General features: G+C 65.0%; 14 protein-coding genes. 4 read left to right on the forward strand and 10 right to left on the reverse strand.

The window, feature by feature from the left end:
• Positions 1–7: 7 nt before the first annotated feature.
• From PSV05_RS03315 to rhlB, 4 genes are all read right to left on the reverse strand, one after another.
• Entirely contained in the window at positions 8–808 is an 801-nt protein-coding gene (locus tag PSV05_RS03315) for a response regulator (protein WP_300062225.1), read from the reverse strand.
• Positions 809–861: 53 nt separating this feature from the next.
• Positions 862–1,827 carry a permease-like cell division protein FtsX gene (gene ftsX, locus PSV05_RS03320; RefSeq protein ID WP_300061460.1) on the reverse strand — a complete coding sequence of 322 codons (966 nt, stop codon included), beginning with the start codon at positions 1,825–1,827 and terminating at the stop codon, positions 862–864.
• Complete coding sequence (locus tag PSV05_RS03325; protein WP_300061462.1) at positions 1,820–2,509, reverse strand: ATP-binding cassette domain-containing protein; 690 nt, start codon at positions 2,507–2,509, stop codon at positions 1,820–1,822. The genes ftsX and PSV05_RS03325 overlap by 8 nt, the downstream gene beginning before the upstream one ends.
• A gap of 161 nt (positions 2,510–2,670) precedes the next feature.
• Entirely contained in the window at positions 2,671–4,389 is a 1,719-nt protein-coding gene (gene rhlB / locus PSV05_RS03330; RefSeq protein ID WP_300061465.1) for an ATP-dependent RNA helicase RhlB, read from the reverse strand.
• Positions 4,390–4,665: 276 nt separating this feature from the next.
• Between rhlB and trxA the strand changes: the two genes are divergently transcribed.
• Positions 4,666–4,992, forward strand: coding sequence for a thioredoxin (gene trxA, locus PSV05_RS03335; RefSeq protein WP_300061468.1), 327 nt, complete (start codon positions 4,666–4,668; stop codon positions 4,990–4,992).
• Positions 4,993–5,307: 315 nt separating this feature from the next.
• Positions 5,308–7,125, forward strand: coding sequence for a transcription termination factor Rho (rho, locus tag PSV05_RS03340; RefSeq protein ID WP_300061471.1), 1,818 nt, complete (start codon positions 5,308–5,310; stop codon positions 7,123–7,125).
• Positions 7,126–7,190: 65 nt separating this feature from the next.
• Here rho and PSV05_RS03345 read toward each other — a convergent pair whose 3' ends face one another.
• Positions 7,191–8,201: a GGDEF domain-containing protein gene (locus tag PSV05_RS03345; RefSeq protein ID WP_300061474.1), complete on the reverse strand. Its 1,011-nt coding sequence runs from the start codon at positions 8,199–8,201 to the stop codon at positions 7,191–7,193.
• 68 nt (positions 8,202–8,269) lie between these two features.
• Here PSV05_RS03345 and PSV05_RS15070 point away from each other — a divergent pair, with 68 nt between their 5' ends.
• Positions 8,270–8,482 carry a hypothetical protein gene (locus tag PSV05_RS15070; RefSeq protein WP_345782236.1) on the forward strand — a complete coding sequence of 71 codons (213 nt, stop codon included), beginning with the start codon at positions 8,270–8,272 and terminating at the stop codon, positions 8,480–8,482.
• Between the two features lie 32 nt (positions 8,483–8,514).
• Here the strand turns inward: PSV05_RS15070 and PSV05_RS03355 are convergent, their stop codons facing one another.
• Positions 8,515–9,477 carry a hypothetical protein gene (locus tag PSV05_RS03355; protein WP_300061477.1) on the reverse strand — a complete coding sequence of 321 codons (963 nt, stop codon included), beginning with the start codon at positions 9,475–9,477 and terminating at the stop codon, positions 8,515–8,517.
• An 82-nt stretch (positions 9,478–9,559) separates the two neighbouring features.
• Between PSV05_RS03355 and PSV05_RS03360 the strand changes: the two genes are divergently transcribed.
• Positions 9,560–11,380: a monovalent cation:proton antiporter-2 (CPA2) family protein gene (locus tag PSV05_RS03360; protein WP_300061480.1), complete on the forward strand. Its 1,821-nt coding sequence runs from the start codon at positions 9,560–9,562 to the stop codon at positions 11,378–11,380.
• Positions 11,381–11,447: 67 nt separating this feature from the next.
• Here the strand turns inward: PSV05_RS03360 and PSV05_RS03365 are convergent, their stop codons facing one another.
• From PSV05_RS03365 to PSV05_RS03380, 4 genes are all read right to left on the reverse strand, one after another.
• Positions 11,448–14,642 (reverse strand): ankyrin repeat domain-containing protein, encoded by a 3,195-nt coding sequence (locus PSV05_RS03365; RefSeq protein WP_300062227.1) that lies wholly within the window; start codon positions 14,640–14,642, stop codon positions 11,448–11,450.
• A 112-nt stretch (positions 14,643–14,754) separates the two neighbouring features.
• Entirely contained in the window at positions 14,755–15,024 is a 270-nt protein-coding gene (locus tag PSV05_RS03370) for a YcgL domain-containing protein (protein WP_300061483.1), read from the reverse strand.
• A 108-nt stretch (positions 15,025–15,132) separates the two neighbouring features.
• Complete coding sequence (gene cydB / locus PSV05_RS03375) at positions 15,133–16,155, reverse strand: cytochrome d ubiquinol oxidase subunit II (RefSeq protein ID WP_300061486.1); 1,023 nt, start codon at positions 16,153–16,155, stop codon at positions 15,133–15,135.
• Positions 16,155–17,555: a cytochrome ubiquinol oxidase subunit I gene (locus PSV05_RS03380; protein ID WP_300062231.1), complete on the reverse strand. Its 1,401-nt coding sequence runs from the start codon at positions 17,553–17,555 to the stop codon at positions 16,155–16,157. Before PSV05_RS03380 ends, cydB begins: the two co-directional genes overlap by 1 nt.
• Positions 17,556–17,618 lie beyond the last annotated feature (63 nt).

Raw genomic sequence — 17,618 nt, forward strand, 5'->3', positions numbered from 1 at the left:
GGCGCACTCAGCGGTTGAAGCTGCCGGGCTCCGGCAGCTTGGCCAGCCGCAACTGGAACAGGGCCTTGGTCACCAGCAAGCGCTCTTCGATCGGCTTCAGCACCAGGTCGTTGGCGCCCTCGCGCAGCAGCGACGCCTGGTTGTCGCGGTTGTCGTCACCGGTCATCACCAGCACCGGCAGGCGCCGCTTGCCATAACCGAATGCCCCACGAACCTGGCTGAGCAAGTCGTGCCCGCTGAGCACGCCTTTCAGATAGACATCGGTCAGCAGCAGGTCGCAACCGACATCGCCATCGCTGCGCCCGATGTACTTGTGCAAGTGCTCGAGCGCGTCTTCGGCACTGATCACGTGCAACACCTGCATCGCCTGCCGCTCCAGCATGCGCTTGGTCGCGGTCGCCACCACTCGGCTGTCCTCGACGTAGAGCACTCGCGCACCCTCGATCGGCGCCGGCTGCACATAGCCGCGGATGAATGTGGCCAGCGCGCCATGGCCAAGGCTCTTGTCGAAATAATCGGTGACATCTTCGGTGAAGGTTCGGGTTTCCAGTGCTTCCTGCGCATTGCCGGAGACCACAATGATCGGCACGTAGGCTTGTCCGCCGGCCTCGCGCACTACGCGTGCCACCGCCATGCCGTCGCCGTCGGGCAGTAGTAGTGCGGTGGTGACCAGGTCGACCGCGCCCTTGGCCAGCACGGCGCGCACTTCGGCCAGGTTGGCGCAGCCGATCACCTCGGCATTGGGCACGTCGCGCTTCAGGGTGTCGCCGATCAGCTTGCGCACCATCCGCGAGCCATCCACCACCATGACGCGTGGGGCATCGCTGACGACGTGGCGTAGATCCTGGCCAGCAGCCACGTTCAGGCCTCCGTCGGCCGGGTCTGGCGCAAGTAATGGCCGGTGACCAGGCCGGCGCCGAGCCAACCCAACACACCCGCCGCCACCAGCACCAGCAAGCCCTGCAACGGATCCAGTCCGCGCAAGGCGAAATGACTGCCGTAACGCGCGGCGAGTTCGGCCAGGGGCTCGCGCAGGCCCATCCAGGCCAGGGTCAGCACGCCGAGCGCGGCCGCGCCCGCAGCCAGCCCGTACCAGGCACCCAGGTACAGGAACGGCCGACGTACGAACCCGTCGCTGGCACCCAGCAGTTGCAGCACGCCGATCTCCTCTCGGCGCGACTGGATGTCTAGCCGCACGGTATTGCCGACCACCAACAATGCGCCAAATCCCAGCAATGCCGCCAGCACCAGGGCGACCCGTGCGCCGAAACGCAGCCACGCATCCAGCCGTTCGCGCCATGCCAGGTCATGCTGCACGCGCTCGGTCTGCGGCAGCTTGCGCAGAGAATCGGCAAGCAGGCGCTCATCGCCACGCGGGCTGACCCGCAACACGCTTGGCAATGCCGCGCGCGCGGCGTCGGCACCAAGTGCATCGATCGCCTCGGCCAGGTCCGGCCGCGCGCGCAACTGCGCAAGCGCCTGCTCTGGCGTGACCAGCACCACGTCGGCGACATCGCCACGTTGGCGCAGGGTGTCAGCAAGGGATTTCGCCGCATCGGCATCGATGCCCTGTTTCAGGAACACATCGACATTGCGACTGGCCTGCACTTCGCCGCCCAGCCGCGCCAAGTTTCCCATCACCAGCCACAGACCCAGCGGCAAGGCCAGCGCCAGCGCCATCACCCCGACCGTGAGCAGGGTCGCCCATGGCTTGCGCAGCATCCGGCCAAGGCTGGCCACGAGGCTGTAGCCATGGTGCGATATCCATGCGCCGAAGCGGCTGGACTGCATGCTGTCACCGGTGCGTTCATTGACGCGCTCATTCATCTGCCAGGTCCTCCGGCGAGATGTCGTCGACCAGCTGCCCATGGTCGAGCACCAGCACACGCTTGCGCATGCGCTTGACCAGGCCGAGGTCGTGGCTGGCGACCAGCACGCTGGTGCCGCGTTCCGGCAGCGCCGCGAACAGAGCAAGGATTTCCGCCGACAAGGTCGGGTCGAGATTGCCGGTGGGCTCATCCGCCACCAGCAGTGCGGGTTCGGCGATCACCGCGCGCGCGATGCCGACCCGCTGCTGCTCGCCCGCCGACAATTGCGACGGAAGTGAGCGTTCGCGCTCGCCGAGACCGAGCTTGTCCAGCAGCACGCGCACGCGCTTGTTGATTTCACCGCGCTTGATCCCGCGCAACACCAGCGGCAAGCCGACGTTCTCGGCAACGCTGCGGTCCATCAGCAGTTGGTGGTTTTGGTAGACCACGCCGACATTACGCCGATGATGGGCGATGCGGCCACCGCGGACCTTGGCCAGGTTGCGCTCGTCGAACAACACCACGCCGCGGCTGGGCCGTTCGGCCAACTGGATCAGCTTCAGCAAGGTGCTTTTGCCGGCACCAGAGTGGCCAGTGACGAACAGCATCTCGCCAGCAGCGACGGAAAAACTCACTTCTGCCAGGGCGGCATGGCCGCCCGGATACTGCTTGCTGACGTTGTCGAAACGCAGAACCGTCATTGCGTCGCCGAGCTGCGGGGAATGGGCGGCAGTATCGCCCGAGCCGACCGCGGCGGCCAGCACGGCGATGCCGGCAACGTGCGCGGAGTCACGCCGGCAAGCGGCGTGGCATTACCACCGAGCCGAAACCCTGCCGGCCCGGCCGATCCGTGCGTCGCACCTCAGTGCTGGTTGCGTGGCGCGCGGGTCACCAGCGACTTCAGGCCCTTGCCAATCCGCGTGAGCAACGAGGGCGAAGATCCGGTCTTGTTCGCGGTGGAAGCATCGGCTGGCTTGGCGGATTTGGTCGCAGGTTTGACTGCAGCCACTTGCGAAGTCGATGTGGTCGTCGCAGCACCGTTTTCCAATGGCACGCCACCACGCCTGCGCCGACGCTTGCGCGCGGGCTTCTCGCCGTCCACGGCTGTATTTGCAGGACCGGTCGCTGGCGTGGCGACTGGAGCTGCCGCAGCGGCCTCGCCTTCGACTCGTGGTTTGCGTGGTGGACGCGGACCACGACTCTCTGTACCTCCGCTGCTGCGTCCGCCACCGGCGCTGCGCGGGCCACGTTCGCCGGAGCGACCAGCGCCCGGACCGGAACGACCGCCGCCACGCTTGGCGTCCTCGACGGCGCGTGCCTCGCGCACTTCCTTGAAGATCTCGCCGATGCTCTCACCTTCCTCGGCATCGGCTTCGACCTGCTGCTCGCGGGGCTTGCGCGGCAACGCGGTCATCAGTTCGGAGGTCACCGGCTCGACCGGGATCTTCTGCTCGATGAAAGCCTCGATGTCGGGCAGGCTCTGCGCGTAGCGCTCGCAGGCGAAGCTGATCGCATCACCCTCCGCTCCAAGACGAGCCGTCCGGCCGATTCGGTGCACGTAGTCCTCGGCATCGAACGGCAAGTCGTAGTTGTAGACGTGCGATACACCATCGATGTGCAGGCCGCGGGCGGCGACGTCGGTCGCGACCAGTAGTTCGAGCTGCCCGGCCTGGAACTTCTTGAGCAAGCTCTCGCGCTTCTTCTGCGGCACGTCGCCGCTGAGCACGCCGACCCGGTAGCCGGCTTTTTCCAGCGAGCGAGCGACGCGCTCGACGAATGCCTTGGTGTTGACGAACACCATGGTGCGAGCGCCTTCACTGCGCGACAGCAGGCCGAGCAGCAGCTTGATCTTCTCGTCGTCGGCCGGGAAGTACATCAGCTGGCGCACCTTGGCGTTGGTGATGAACTCGGTCTCCACGACGAGCTTCTCGGGCTCGTTCATGTGCTCGTAGGCCAGCTCCAGCACGCGGTGCGAGAGGGTCGCCGAGAACAGCAGGGTCTGCCGCTCGGTACGCACCGGCATGCGCCGCAGCAGGAAGCGAATGTCCTTGATGAAGCCGAGATCGAACATGCGGTCTGCTTCGTCCAGCACGCAGATTTCGCAGGCATGCAGGCTGACCACCTTGTGCTGCTTGACGTAGTCGATCAGGCGGCCGGGGGTGGCGATGATCACGTCGGCGCCGCGCTGCAGCAGCTCGCGCTGCTTGTCGTAGTCAACACCGCCATAGACCAGGGCGAATTTCAGCCCGAGGTCGGAACCGAATTTGACCGCATCCTTGTGGATCTGGATCGCCAATTCGCGGGTCGGCGCCAGGATCAGTGCGCGCGGATCTTCCGGCTTGCGGTCGGCCAGCGCCGGCTTGGTCATCAGCCGGTTGACCACCGTGACCAGGAAGGCCAGGGTCTTGCCAGTGCCGGTCTGGGCCTGGCCAGCGACATCGCGGCCTTGCAGCGCGAGCGGCAACGTCATCGCCTGGATCGGCGTGCAACGGGAGAATCCGGCCGCTTCAAGCCCTGCAAGCAGGGACGGGTGCAGGTCGAAGCTGGAAAACGCGATATCGGTAAGGGGCTTGTCGCTCATGCGTAGGTCTGGATGCCTTCGGGCTGGGGCAGTGGGCGCGGCGCAATCGGTTTGTACGCTGGCGCGGGGCGTCGAACTTGCCTCGAAACTTGCGAAAGGCGCGCGTGCCACGCAGACTGCCGGGGGTCGGATTCGGGTACCTGCAGGACGCGTCCAAGATTGCGCCTGACGCTTGAAAGCCTGCTCGTAACGCCCCAGTTTAACAGCATTCGCGTGGCCATCCCCGCGCATCCCCTTGATCCGGCATGGAATTGCCATGCCCCAGCAGGAGTTTCCATGAGCGATACCGTGATCCACGCCACCGATGCCGACTTCGACAGCCAGGTACTGGCCTCCGACCAGCCGGTCCTGGTCGATTTCTGGGCCCCATGGTGCGGTCCGTGCAAGATGATTGCCCCGGCCCTGGACGATTTGGCCGGCACCTACGCCGGGCGCGCCAAGATTGTGAAGATCGATGTCGATCAGAACCAGGCCACCGCGCTGAAGTACCACGTGCGCTCGATCCCGATGCTGCTGCTGTTCAAGGACGGCCAGGTGCAGGCCACCCAGATCGGCGCCGTGGGCAAGGCCCAGTTGGCGCAGATGATCGACAAGGCGCTCTGAAGCCTTTCTCTTTTCTACCTCCAACCCCTTCCCAGACTCCCCCTTCCGTGGAAGGGGGAAGAGCTGAAATCAGGCGTCCGCTGGACAGCTCGGTTTGCATCGGCCTGAACGCTTTTCGCCACACCGCTTGCCGCCGACCGCGGCGAATGCTAGTTTTCCTGCACGGCCCGGCGCTGAACCACCGCCTGTAAGGCGCGCCGCACCCCTTCTGCATCTATTTCTGAAACTCCTGCTTCGGTCGAGGGACTCCCGGCCTGGCACCCACACGACGCCCCAGCCTGCGGGCGCTCGCAACCTCAAGCGAGGAATCTCCACTTGTCCGACCCAACCAACGACGCCGGCGAACCCGCCGCCAAGCGCGTGCGCAAGCCCCGCGTAGCCAAGACCGTCGCCGATGCGCCAAGCATGCCGACGCTGCCCGAGCCGTCTGCAGCGCCGAAGCCAGCCGCGCCCAGATCCGCTGAAAGCAAGCCGTCTGAAAGAAAGCCTGCTGAAAGCAAACCCTCAGAGAACAAGCCTGCCGAAGCCAAGCCTGCCGAAGCCAAGCCGGCTGAACCCAGGCACGAAGCGGCATCGCCCGCGCCCTCGTCCAGCGAACAAGCCCCGCGCGGCAATGCCGAGCATGCGCCCCACAACGAGGGCAACACCGGTGGCGGTGAGAACCGCCAAGGCGGCCAGGCCGACAGCCAGGGCGGCGAAGGCCAGCGTCACGACGGCCAGCGCAACAACAACAATAATCGCCGCGACCGCTTCAAGAATCGCCGCGACCGCCAGCGCGACCGCCACCAAGAGGGCGGCATGCCCGACGACGGCGGCAATGGTGAAACCTTCGTGCCGCGCCCGCATCCGCTAGTGCCGGAAGGCTTCGCGCAGTACTCGCTGGGCGACCTCAAGCGGATGCCCGCGCACAAGCTGCTGGAAATTGCCGACCAGTTGCAGATCAGCGAGGGTGTAGCCCGCGCGCGCAAGCAGGACATCATCTTCGGCATCCTCAAGGTGCTCACCCGCCACGCCGAAGGCGTCGCCGCTGACGGCGTGCTGGAAATCCTGCCGGACGGCTTCGGTTTCCTGCGCGCCGCAGAGGCCAGTTATCTTGCTGGCCCCGACGACACCTACATCAGCCCGTCACAGATCCGCCGCTTCAACCTGCGTACCGGCGACCATTTGTCCGGCCGCATCCGCTGGCCGAAGGATGGCGAACGCTACTTCGCGCTGTCGGTGGTGGACACCATCAATGGCGAGCCGATCGAGGCCAGCAAGAACAAGACCCTGTTCGAGAACCTGACTCCGTTGTTCCCGCGCAAGAAGTTCAAGCTCGAACGCGGCGACGGCAGCAGCGAAGACATCACCGGCCGCATCCTCGATTTGATGGCGCCGCAAGGCAAGGGCCAGCGCGCGCTGATCGTCAGCCCGCCGAAGGCCGGCAAGACCATGATGATGCAGCAGATCGCCACCGCGATCACCGGCAACCATCCGGACGTGCACCTGATCGTGCTGCTGATCGACGAGCGTCCGGAAGAAGTGACCGAAATGCAGCGCACCGTGCGCGGCGAGGTGATTTCCTCCACCTTCGACGAGCCCGCCGCGCGCCACGTGCAAGTCGCCGAAATGGTGATCGAGCGCGCCAAGCGCCTGGTTGAACACAAGAAGGACGTGGTGATCCTGCTCGACTCGATCACCCGCCTGGCACGTGCCTACAACAACGTGCTGCCGAGTTCCGGCAAGGTGCTGACCGGCGGCGTGGACGCCAACGCCCTGCACCGTCCGAAGCGCTTCTTCGGTGCCGCCCGCAACGTCGAGGAAGGCGGCAGCCTGACGATCATTGCCACCGCCCTGGTCGACACCGGCAGCGCGATGGACAAGGTGATCTACGAGGAGTTCAAGGGCACCGGCAACAGCGAAGTGCACCTGGACCGCCGCATCGCCGAAAAGCGCGTGTACCCGGCGATCAACGTCAACGCCTCCGGCACCCGCCGCGAGGATTACCTGATCGAGCCCGAGCTGCTGCAGAAGATCTGGATCCTGCGCAAGCTGCTGCACCCGATGGACGAGATCGCGGCCATGGAATTCCTGTTGGACAAGATGCGCAACACCAAATCCAACGACGAGTTCTTCGGTTCGATGAAGCGCTGAGTTTTTCGCAACGTTTCAAACAAAACGCCCCGCAATGCGGGGCGTTTTTGTTGGTTGCTTCAAGCTTAGGTCGTCCTGGCAGTTGCAACCGGCTCGGAACCTTGGTCAATTTCCACCCGGTTGCGGCCGCCGCGCTTGGCCCTGTACAGCGCCAGGTCGGCCCGTGCCAGCCAGTCCGCACTGTCCTCGTCATACTTGAGCTCGGCGGCCCCGATCGACACCGTGATCGATTTACCCTGGATGCGTAGCCCAGTCTCCACGCGCGCGCGCACGCTCTCGCAGATCGTGGCCAACCCCCGGACATTGGAACCGGGCAGGATCAACACGAATTCCTCGCCGCCGATACGGTACATCCGGTCGAGCTTGCGAATGCCGGACTGTACCAGCGTGGCGAAGTTGACCAGGACAACGTCCCCCGCCTCGTGACCATGGGTGTCGTTGATCGATTTGAACCGGTCAAGGTCGAGCAGCATCAAGCCATAGGTGGTGCCAAGGCGTCGATGCGCCTCTATGACCATCTGCAGCTCCTGTTCCATCGCGCGGCGGTTCAAAACGCCGGTCAGCGGGTCTCGCGACGCCAGCGTCTCAAGCTGGTCCCTCTGGGCCTCAGTGCGCAGCGCGAAGATGAAGGCGAACAGGCTCACCATGCTCGCCGAGGCGAAAAAATCGAATCGCTCGATCAGTGAATCGAACGCCTGACCGTGCAACACCAGCACCATGATGGCAGCCGCCGATACCAGCAGCGCGGGCATCCGCCCGACCAGCAGGAAGTTGGTCATCACCACCGGGTACATCCACATCAGCCCGGGGGTGCCCACCAGCGTCGTCAGCACCACGCAACCGGTGGTATAGAAAATGACCATGCCATGCGCGATGCGATCAATGTTGCCGCCACGCCAGCCATAGGTCACTCCGGCCATGAGGCCGGTGACGATCGCCAGATCGACGCTGCCGGCAATTACCTGCCCGGTCGCAAATCGGTAGATCGCGAATGGAAGGATCACCACCACTGCGATCACGCCGAACAGGCTGATGATGGCGAATCGGAAATCGTTGCGAAGACGCAACATGGACATGGCTGTCCCCTAGGCGCACTTGGTCAACATAGGAACAGGGCATGCTCCCATGCGCAAGCATTGACGGCTTGGCCGCCCGTAATATCGAGAAAGGCGGCAGCCTGACGATCATTGCCACTGCCCTGGTCGACACCGGCAGCGCGATGGGCAAGATGATCCAACGACGAGTTCTTCGGTTCGATGAAGTGCTGATTCCTTGGAAGCGTTTCAATCAAAAAGCCCCGCAATGCGGGGCTTTTTTGTTGGTTGCTTCAAGCTTAGGTCGTCGAAGTACCTCATGAATATCGACGCACTCGCAGACGGGCCGCACAATCTAGAGCGTGCTACCGATGATCCCCTCGTCAGCAAGCCGGAAACGAGTGGTGCCTGCGAGGAATTCGCCGCCGGCAAGATCCGATACACCTATCCGTCGGTCAGCTTGCTCACTCAACCACGGCACTCGGAGGTTCGGGCCACGAAATTCCTGGCGCCATTTGCCAGCAAGTGTGCTGTCTTTCATGCCCGGCCTTCCGAGCACATATTCGACGGGGGTGCGTACCGTGAGGTCCGCCGCTGTCAGCAACGCTGGGTTGACAGTATCCACGTTGAAGGTCCAGCCGCGTGCGGCCGATAGTGCGCTGCGTTCCAGCATTTTCCGTGCGCGATCAAGCATCTCGGTGCGACCCTTGACGTTGAGGAGGCTCGACTGCGACGCCATGGCCTCGGCTACCGTTCCGTCCGGATTAAGTCGAAGTACCAAAAGCACGATTCCCTCGACCCCGCCCATCAACATTCCTTGCGGGTACGAAGGCGGCGTCAAGCGTTTGTGTGAAATCACGACAGGCTGGGTTGCTCGCCCCGACTCACCGGCAACCTCGATGGCCATACCTAGCGCCGCAGCTTGTTTCTGAGCATCGAGCGCCTGCTCGTAATCTTCCTTCGTGTTGGGACGAAAAACCACGTTGTCCACGCGCACCCGATAGCCTCCATCCGCCTCGGTCGCTGCAAGCGTAATACTCATTGGCGATTGAGCGGTGACTGGCTTGCCACCCACCAGGATCGGCGCGAACGTCCACTTCGGCACGGCCCGTTCCACGATGCCCTGCACCCCTGGCGGCAGCTCGCTGCGAATCTCGAAAGACTTCACCCTTCCTTCGGGATCGATGGTGAGTTGACCATTCAAGCGCAGCGTAAGCACGCTTTCACTTTTCGAAACTGGCGCATCCGCTGCGCGGGCGCCACTTGACGTTAACAGTGCGGCGAATGCCAATGTAGTGAAAATCTTCTGTGGTCCCATTGGTTCGCTCCCACGGCTGCTCAGTTGCGATCGAGTATGCCTCAATCGCCCATACTGACCTCCTTGAACACGGGAGCTGGCCATGCACGGCGGCGGACTTGAACTTGCAATGGTGTTCCTGCTGGCTGCTGTCATCGCGGTGCCGGTGTTCAAGCGTTTCGGCTTGGGCGCGGTGCTTGGCTACCTCGCCGCAGGCGCGTTGCTCGGCCCGCATGCGCTGCGGGTGATCGGTGATGCCGGGCCGGTACTTGCGGCCAGCGAAATCGGCGTGGTGATGATGCTGTTCGTGATCGGACTGGAACTGTCATTGCCGCGCCTGAAGGTGATGCGCAAACTGATCTTCGGGGTCGGCGGACTGCAGGTCCTGCTGTCCGGGGCCGTGTTGGCGGCGCTGGTGTTCTTGCTCATGGACGGCGACCAGGGCCTGGGCTGGAAGGCCGCGCTGGTGGTCGGCCTTGGACTGGCGCTGTCGTCGACCGCAGTGGGCCTGCAATTGCTGGCTGAGCGCAAGGAACTGACCGCAGGGCACGGCCGGCTGGCCTTCGCGATCCTGCTGTTCCAGGACCTGGCCGCGATCCCGCTGCTGGCGGCAATCCCGCTACTCGGCGCGCATGCTGCCGACAGCGATGGCAGCATCATGATCGCCGTGACCAAGGCGATTGCCGCGATCGCGGCGCTGGTAATGGGTGGCCGCTACCTGTTGCGCCATGTGTTCCGGGTCATTGCGCGCACGCGGATGCCGGAAGTGTTCACCGCCGCCGCCTTGCTGGTGGTGCTGGGCAGCGCGTGGTTGATGGAGCTGGCCGGCCTGAGCGCGGGCCTGGGCGCATTCCTGGCCGGCGTGCTGCTGGCAGAATCCGAATTCCGGCACGAACTTGAATCGCAGATCCAGCCATTCGAAGGACTGCTGCTGGGCCTGTTCTTCATGGCCGTGGGAATGAGCATCGACCTGCAGCGAATCGCGGCCGAGCCGGGCACGATTGTCATTGGCGTGCTGGTATTGCTGGTAGTGAAGTTTGCCGTGCTGGCGCTGCTTGGCCGTGGCCCGGGTCGGCTGGACCTGCGCGGCACGTTGCTGTTGGGCGGCACCCTGGCACTGGGCGGCGAATTCGCATTCGTGGTGTTTGGCGAAGCAGCCAAGGCCGGATTGCTGGATGCGCCGCAACGCGACCGACTGGTCGCCATCGTCGGCCTGTCGATGGCGGTGACGCCATTGCTGTTGATGCTGATATCGAAACTGGCGCCGCAGCCAGGGCAAGTGCAGGCACGCGATTTCGACGAAATGCCGGACGAACATCCGCATGTGTTGATCGCCGGCTTCGGCCGCTTCGGGCAGATCGTTGCGCGCCTGCTGTCGGCGCACAAGATTCCGTTCATCGCGATCGATCCAGACGTCGAACAGGTCGACTTCGTGCGCCGCTTCGGCAACAAGATCTATTACGGCGATCCGACCCGACCAGACTTGCTGCGCGCTGCTGGTGCGGCGCATGTGCGGCTGTTCGTGGTCGCGGTCGATGGCATCGATGCCAGCCTGCAGATGACTCGCCTGCTGCGCCAGCACTACCCGGATGCGAAAGTGTTTGCCCGCGCACGTGACCGCCGCCATGCCTGGCAGCTGATGGATCTGGGCGCGATAGTGTTCCGCGAACTGTTCGGCAGCAGCGTGGAGATGGGCCGCGAAGTGCTGGTCGCGCTCGGCGTCGCGCCCGAACAGGCGGATGCCCACGTCCGTCGCTTCCGCGCGCATGATGCGAAGCTGCTGGATGCGCAGCGGCAGATGCAGGACGACGAAGATGCCCTGCTGCAGAGCACGAAAGACGCGCGCCGCGAGCTGGCCGAGCTGTTCGAGGCGGATGCCGGCGAAGGCCAGCTGGGGCGGATCGCGGATGCGCCGCGCGAGTAAGCACGAGAAAAGGGGTCCGGTACATTTTCCGCCAGCGCAAATTGAACCTGACCCCTTTTCTTCTGCGCTATTCACGCAGGAAGCGCGCCATCGACACCGAGGGCGTGGTGCCATCGGTCGGTGCGAGTCCGGCGGCAACATCGACATATCCGCGCATCAAGGCGACTTCGCGCGGGGTGCGGTTGAGTGTGTCGCGCTGGTTGAGGTCGGCACCGGCGCGCAACAATACCTGCGACGCGCGCAACAGGCCATGCAGGGCTGCCAGGTGCAAGGGACCGAAGCCGCGCAGGTCGCGTGCATCCAGCCGCACCTCTTCGTCTAACAGCCGATCCAAACCGGCCAGCAACACGTCCTCGGTACTGGGCGTGCCGGGTTCAGCGCGCGCGCCGAGCAGCAGCAGCAGCGGCGTTGCGCCGCCATTCGCAGCCACCTGCGGATTGGCACCGGCCAGCAACAGGATGTCCAGCAACGCAACCAGGCGCGGTCGCTCGCGGGCGGTAAAGCCATACAGCGCAGCGCAGTGCAGCGGGGTCAGGCCCTGCGCATCACGGGCATTGAGATCGGCGCCGGCCTGCAACAGGCGCGACACCAGTTCCGGCAGGCCCAGCGCCGCCGCCAGCATCAGCACGGTGACCTCGCCAGGCAGGCGTTGTTCCAGGCCGGCACCGGCTTCCAGCAGGCGCTCGACAATGTCGGTCTGGCGCATGCTCACCGCCGCCGACAACGGGGTGGCGCCGGTATTGGCGGCCAATCCCGGTTGCGCGCCACGTGCCAGCAGCAGCTCTACCAGGGCGCGATGGCCGCCGCCGGCGGCGCGCAACAATGCGCTGCAACCCTGGCTGTCGACCGCATCGACCGGCATGCCGATGTCGAGCAAGCGGCGCACCGCATCGGTGTCGCCGACGATTGCAGCGGCCGGCACATCGCTGGCCTGCAGCGGGCGACGCGGCAAGCGCCAGCCGCGCCAATCCAGCCAGTCGGCGAGGTCGCGACGGCCGCTAGCCAGCGCCACTCCAAGCGGAGTCTGGCCGTCGGCGGCGCGGCGGTCGGGGGCGGCGCCCGCTGCCACCAGCAATTTGAGTTCTTCCTCGCGGGCAAGCGCAGCGGCCTGGTGCAGCGCGCTCATGCCATGGCTGTCGCGCGCGTCAAGGTCGGCGCCATGTGCGATCAGCCGCTGCAGCAGGCGTGGCCAGTGCAGGCGTACGGCAATCGCAACCGGCGGATCGCCGGCTGGCGACACCGCGTACGGATCCGCGCCACGCTCCAGCAAGTCAATCGCGAAACGCTCGGCATCGACATCGGGACTACCAGCAAGGCAGGCCGCGAGGTAACGCGCCAACCCGCCGCTGCCCGCAGGCGATGCCCCATGCGCGAACAACACACGCAGCACGTCGATGCCCTGGTCGCCGCGCTGCAAGGCCGCATCCACCGGCATCGGCATGCCCGGCACGCGCGCCTCAGGTTGCGCGCCACGGCGCAACAGCCATTCGACCCGTTCCACGTCCAGCACGATCTCGGCATCGGTCAGCAGGCCATTGAGTTCGGCCGGGCCCAGCAAAGCCGCCAATGACAGTAATTCACGCGACGGGCCAGCATCCAGTAGTCGCTCGCGCAGCAGCAGCAGGGGCGGACGATCCGGCGTCGAACCGTCGTCATCGACGGCCATCGACACCGGCAACGCGCGCGCCGGGTCGAGCACGTTCGCAAGCGTCCAGCGACCCGCGCTGACGGCAAGATCCACTGCGCTGCGGCCTTCGGCATCCAGCGTCTGCGCATCCACGCCAAGTGCAAGCAGGCGCTGCACAAGCGCGGTCGAGGGCGCTTCGGCCATGCAGGCCAGGTGCAAGGCATTTGCGCCAACACCGTCGCAGGCGCGCGCATCGGCACCACCACTGAGCAACGCTTCCAGAGCCGGCAATGCAGCGGCACGCGCGCTGTCCAGCAGTGGCGTGCGGCCTTGGCCGTCGCGCGCATGCACGTCGGCACCGGCATCCAGCAATGCGCTGCAGATATCAGCATGACCAGCGAACGCGGCCTCGTGCAATGCACTCCGGTCGCGCCCATCGCGCGCATCCACCCGTGCCTTGTGGCGCAGCAGCAGCTGCACGCCGGCAGCATCGTCCTCTTCGGTTCCGGCCGCGGCCAGCAGGACCGGCTGGCCTTGGGCGGGTTCAGTCTTGGCGCCACGCTCCAGCAGGAACCGCGCCAGCCGCCAGTTGCCGGCGGCACACGCAATGCCCAGAGGCGACATGCCTTCTGCATTCACGACGTCCATCTCGGCGCCGGCATCGCGTAGCAATGCAGCCACGCCCGGATCGGAGCTGCGCGCGGCATGGTGCAGCGGGGTGTTGCCCTCGGTATCGGCGGCGCGCGGGTCAGCGCCGTTGGCGAGCAAGGTCATCACCGCTTCCGGGCGCCCGTGCCAGCTGTCACGGGTGGCGGCCAGCAGCGGCGCCATGGAACTGCCGTGTGCGTTATTGAGGTCGACGCCGCGTTCGATCAGCCGGCGCAACAGGCGCAGGTCCGGCAGTACGGCGGCAAGCACCACCAGGCCGCGGCGATCGCGGTCGCCGGCCGGCGCCTCGGCGCGCGCATCGGCACCGGCGTCCAGCAGCTGCAGGGCGCGCTCGACCCGGCCGCTGCGCGCGGCAGCGTAAAGATCTAGGGTCAGGGCCTCGACATCGACCGTGGCACCTGCCTCGCTGGCCGCCACCAGCACGAGCGGCTGCGTGTCTTCGCCGCTTTCCTCGTCTTCATCGACTTCCATGTCCAGCACCGGCAGGCCGTGCACCAGCACCCGCGACGGCGCGGTCTGCAGCAGCGCATGCGACAGCGGCAGCGCCACCGCATACACGATCACCGCGACCAGGCGCGCATCACCGGCCAGTAGACCCGGCCAGCCCAGCGCGATACCACCGGCCAACAGCAACCATACCGACACTGCAACTTGCAGGCCACTCCAGGCGCTGCGTTGATGCGTCCCCAGCGCGCCAAGATGCTTGCCGATATTGCCGCCCAGTCGTTCCAGTCCATGCCACAGCGGCCAGTAGCGCCAGAGCGCGAGCAGCAGGAATGCCCCAGTCGTGCTCATCGCCAGCACCGGCAACAGGTCCGGTGCGGCCAGCAAGGCCCGCAATGGCCATGCGCTGAGCACCACAGCGAGCACGAAGCCGCCACCCCAGGCCAATGCCAACGTCAGTGCGTCGCGACCCAGCCGCGCTCCGCGTTGAGTGCCGCGCAGCAGCGCGATGCCGAGCGCCATCGGTGCCTGCGCCAGCCATGCCAGTGGACCTGCGCTGCCGGCATCGAACCAGCAGCCCGCGGCCAGCAGCAATGACGTTGCGATCAGGGCGACTGCGGCTCCGGGCCGACGCTCAGGCATCGGTGCCCCAGTCCTCGGTCATCGGGTCTTCCATACTCGGCGGGAACTGCATGTGGAAACCGCGCGACACCAGGTTGGTACGCACCACGTCGGGATCTTCCAGCGCCAGCTTGCGGCCAGGCACCAGGTCGACGTCGAGCACGAACTGCAGCGCGCCCAGCTGCGTGCGCAGCGGTTCGGGCAGGCGGGAAAAATCATCGCGGGCGGCGAGATACAGGTAGGTATTGGCCTTTTTCAGGCTCTTGTAGACGAATGCATGCATCGCGTTATGCGGCGTGACTCCCGGGGGATGCGTCGATTGTGCGGGAAAGGGCGCAGCGACGGAACCGCGGTCTGCGCGAAAACACGCGTCGCAAGCCTGGCCAAGTGCTCAGTGGTAGCCGGAATCGGCCTCGACCTTGCCCGCGAACACCCGGTACGACCAGTACGTATAGCCCAGAATCACCGGCAACAATACGACCAGCCCGACCAGGACAAACCCCTGCGAGGACGGCGGCGACGCTGCCTGCCAGATGGTCAGCGTGGGCGGCACGATGTACGGCCAGATCCCAAGCACTAGCCCAGCGAAGCCGAGCACGAAGAAGCACATGGTCAGCAGGAAGGGTTTTGCATCGCGATCCTGCTGCATCACCGCCCGCCACAGCGCGAACGCATTGGCCAGCACCAGCAGCGGCACCGGCGACAGCCACCAGAAATGCCCGTCTTCGAACCAGCGCGCCATGATCTTCGAGCTCAGGAACGGCAGCGATGCGCTGACCAGTCCCATGAACACCACGACCACCAGCACCAATGGCCGCGCCAATGTGCGCGCGGTGTGCTGCAACGGGCCTTCGGTTTTGAGGATCAGCCAGCAGGCGCCGAGCAACGCGTAGCCGAACACCACCGCGGCACCGGTTAGCATTGAGAACGGGCTGAAAAATGCGAACGCATTGCCGAACAATCCGCTGCCGATGTATTTACCGGCCTGCGTGGGCATGCCCTCAACCACCGCGCCCAGGATCACGCCCTGCCAGAATGCCGCGCACAGCGAACCCAGCGCGAACGCCCAGCCCCACAGGAATTTCGAACGCTGCGCCTTGAAGCGGAACTCGAATGCCACCCCGCGGAATACCAGCGCGACCAGCATCAGCAGCACCGGCAAATACAGCGACGACAGGATCAGCGCGTATGCCTTGGGGAAAGCCGCCAGCAGGCCAGCACCGCCGAGCACCAACCAGGTCTCGTTGCCATCCCAGATCGGCGCGGCGGTATTCATCATGTAGTCGAGCTGGGCTTCGTCCTCGGAAAACGGCGCGAGGATGCCCAGGCCAAGCACGAAGCCATCCAGCAGCACGTACATCAGTACGCCAAAACCAATCACGCCAAACCAGATCACGGGCAGCCAATATTCCATTACAAGCCCTCCACCGGTTCATCGGGCACCGACAGCGGCCGCGCTGGGGTTTTCCCGCCACCTTCCGTGTGCTTGGGCGGCTGCTTGACCGGTCCGATCCGCAGCAGCTTGCGCAGGTACCAGATGCCGGCGCCGAACACGAATGCGTACACCGCTGCATAGATGACCAGCGACAGCATCACCGCCGCCGCAGCGATATTCGGACTGACTGCATCGCTGGTACGCAGCAGACCATAGACGACATAGGGTTGGCGGCCGATCTCGACCACGTACCAACCGGTCAGCAGCGCGATGAACCCGGCTGGGCTCATCCAGCGCCACGCATCAAGCAGCCACGGCGACTCAAACAATTTGCCGCGCCTCCAGGCCCACAAGGATGCGAACGCCAGCAACAGCATCGCCATGCCCAGTCCGACCATCACCCGGAATGCGTAGAACACCGGCTTCACCGGCGGGCGCTGGTCGCGCGGCACCGACGTCAGCGGCTTGATATCGCCATCCAGCGTGTGGGTCAGGATCAGGCTGCCGAGTTTCGGGATCGCGATTTCGTAATCGTTGCGTTCCTGCGCCTCATTGGGTACTGCGAACAGCACTAGCGGCACGCCCTTGCCGGGCGGCTCGCTGCGCCAGTGCGCTTCCATCGCGGCAAGTTTCGCCGGCTGGTATTTGCCCACATTCAGCCCATGCAGGTCGCCGATGAATATCTGCAGCGGTAATGCGATCGCGGCAAACACCACCGCATGTTTCAACATCCGCTTGCCGGCTTCGACATGCACGCCACGCCGCAGGTACCACGCGCTCACGCCGCCGATCACGAAACACGTCGTGATGAACGCGGCCAGCACCATGTGCGACAACCTGTACGGGAATGATGGATTGAAGATGATCGCCAGCCAGTCAGCCGGCTGGAACACGCCCTGCGCGTCGATTGTGTAACCCTGCGGCGTCTGCATCCAGCTGTTGGCGGCGATGATCCAGAACGTCGAGATCAAGGTGCCGATCGCGACCATCATGGTGGCGAAGAAATGCAGCTTGTCGGACACCCGTTTCCAGCCAAACAGCATCACCCCGAGAAAGCTGGCTTCGAGGAAGAATGCGGTCAGCACTTCATAGCTGAGCAGCGGGCCGATGATGTTGCCGGCCTTCTCGCTGAGCACCGCCCAATTGGTGCCGAACTGGAAGCTCATCACGATTCCGGACACCACGCCCATGCCGAACGAGACCGCGAAGATCTTCAGCCAGAAGAAATACAGGTCGCGCCAGAGGTCATCCCTGGTACGCAGCCAGCGCCATTCGATGAAGGCCAGCCAGTTGGCCAGTCCAATGGTGAAGGCCGGGAACAGGATGTGGAACGAGATCACGAAACCGAACTGCAAGCGCGATAGAAACAACGGCGACAGCAACGACGCATCCATCTGGATGATCTCCGCGTCGCGTGGGGCAGCGGCGCTACATGTATTGTG

Origin of the sequence: Thermomonas sp. (assembly GCF_029945965.1) — a bacterium.
Lineage (GTDB): Bacteria > Pseudomonadota > Gammaproteobacteria > Xanthomonadales > Xanthomonadaceae > Thermomonas.

Excerpts from the sequence above, each read along its gene's own strand:
- PSV05_RS03315 (WP_300062225.1), bottom strand. The coding sequence starts at position 808 with ATGGTGGTGGATGGCTCGCGGATGGTGCGCAAGCTGATCGGCGACACC.
- ftsX (WP_300061460.1), bottom strand. The coding sequence starts at position 1,827 with ATGAATGAGCGCGTCAATGAACGCACCGGTGACAGCATGCAGTCCAGC.
- PSV05_RS03325 (WP_300061462.1), bottom strand. The coding sequence starts at position 2,509 with ATGACGGTTCTGCGTTTCGACAACGTCAGCAAGCAGTATCCGGGCGGC.
- rhlB (WP_300061465.1), bottom strand. The coding sequence starts at position 4,389 with ATGAGCGACAAGCCCCTTACCGATATCGCGTTTTCCAGCTTCGACCTG.
- trxA (WP_300061468.1), top strand. The coding sequence starts at position 4,666 with ATGAGCGATACCGTGATCCACGCCACCGATGCCGACTTCGACAGCCAG.
- PSV05_RS03345 (WP_300061474.1), bottom strand. The coding sequence starts at position 8,201 with ATGTCCATGTTGCGTCTTCGCAACGATTTCCGATTCGCCATCATCAGC.
- PSV05_RS03355 (WP_300061477.1), bottom strand. The coding sequence starts at position 9,477 with ATGGGACCACAGAAGATTTTCACTACATTGGCATTCGCCGCACTGTTA.
- PSV05_RS03360 (WP_300061480.1), top strand. The coding sequence starts at position 9,560 with ATGCACGGCGGCGGACTTGAACTTGCAATGGTGTTCCTGCTGGCTGCT.
- PSV05_RS03365 (WP_300062227.1), bottom strand. The coding sequence starts at position 14,642 with ATGGCGCTCGGCATCGCGCTGCTGCGCGGCACTCAACGCGGAGCGCGG.
- PSV05_RS03370 (WP_300061483.1), bottom strand. The coding sequence starts at position 15,024 with ATGCATGCATTCGTCTACAAGAGCCTGAAAAAGGCCAATACCTACCTG.
- cydB (WP_300061486.1), bottom strand. The coding sequence starts at position 16,155 with ATGGAATATTGGCTGCCCGTGATCTGGTTTGGCGTGATTGGTTTTGGC.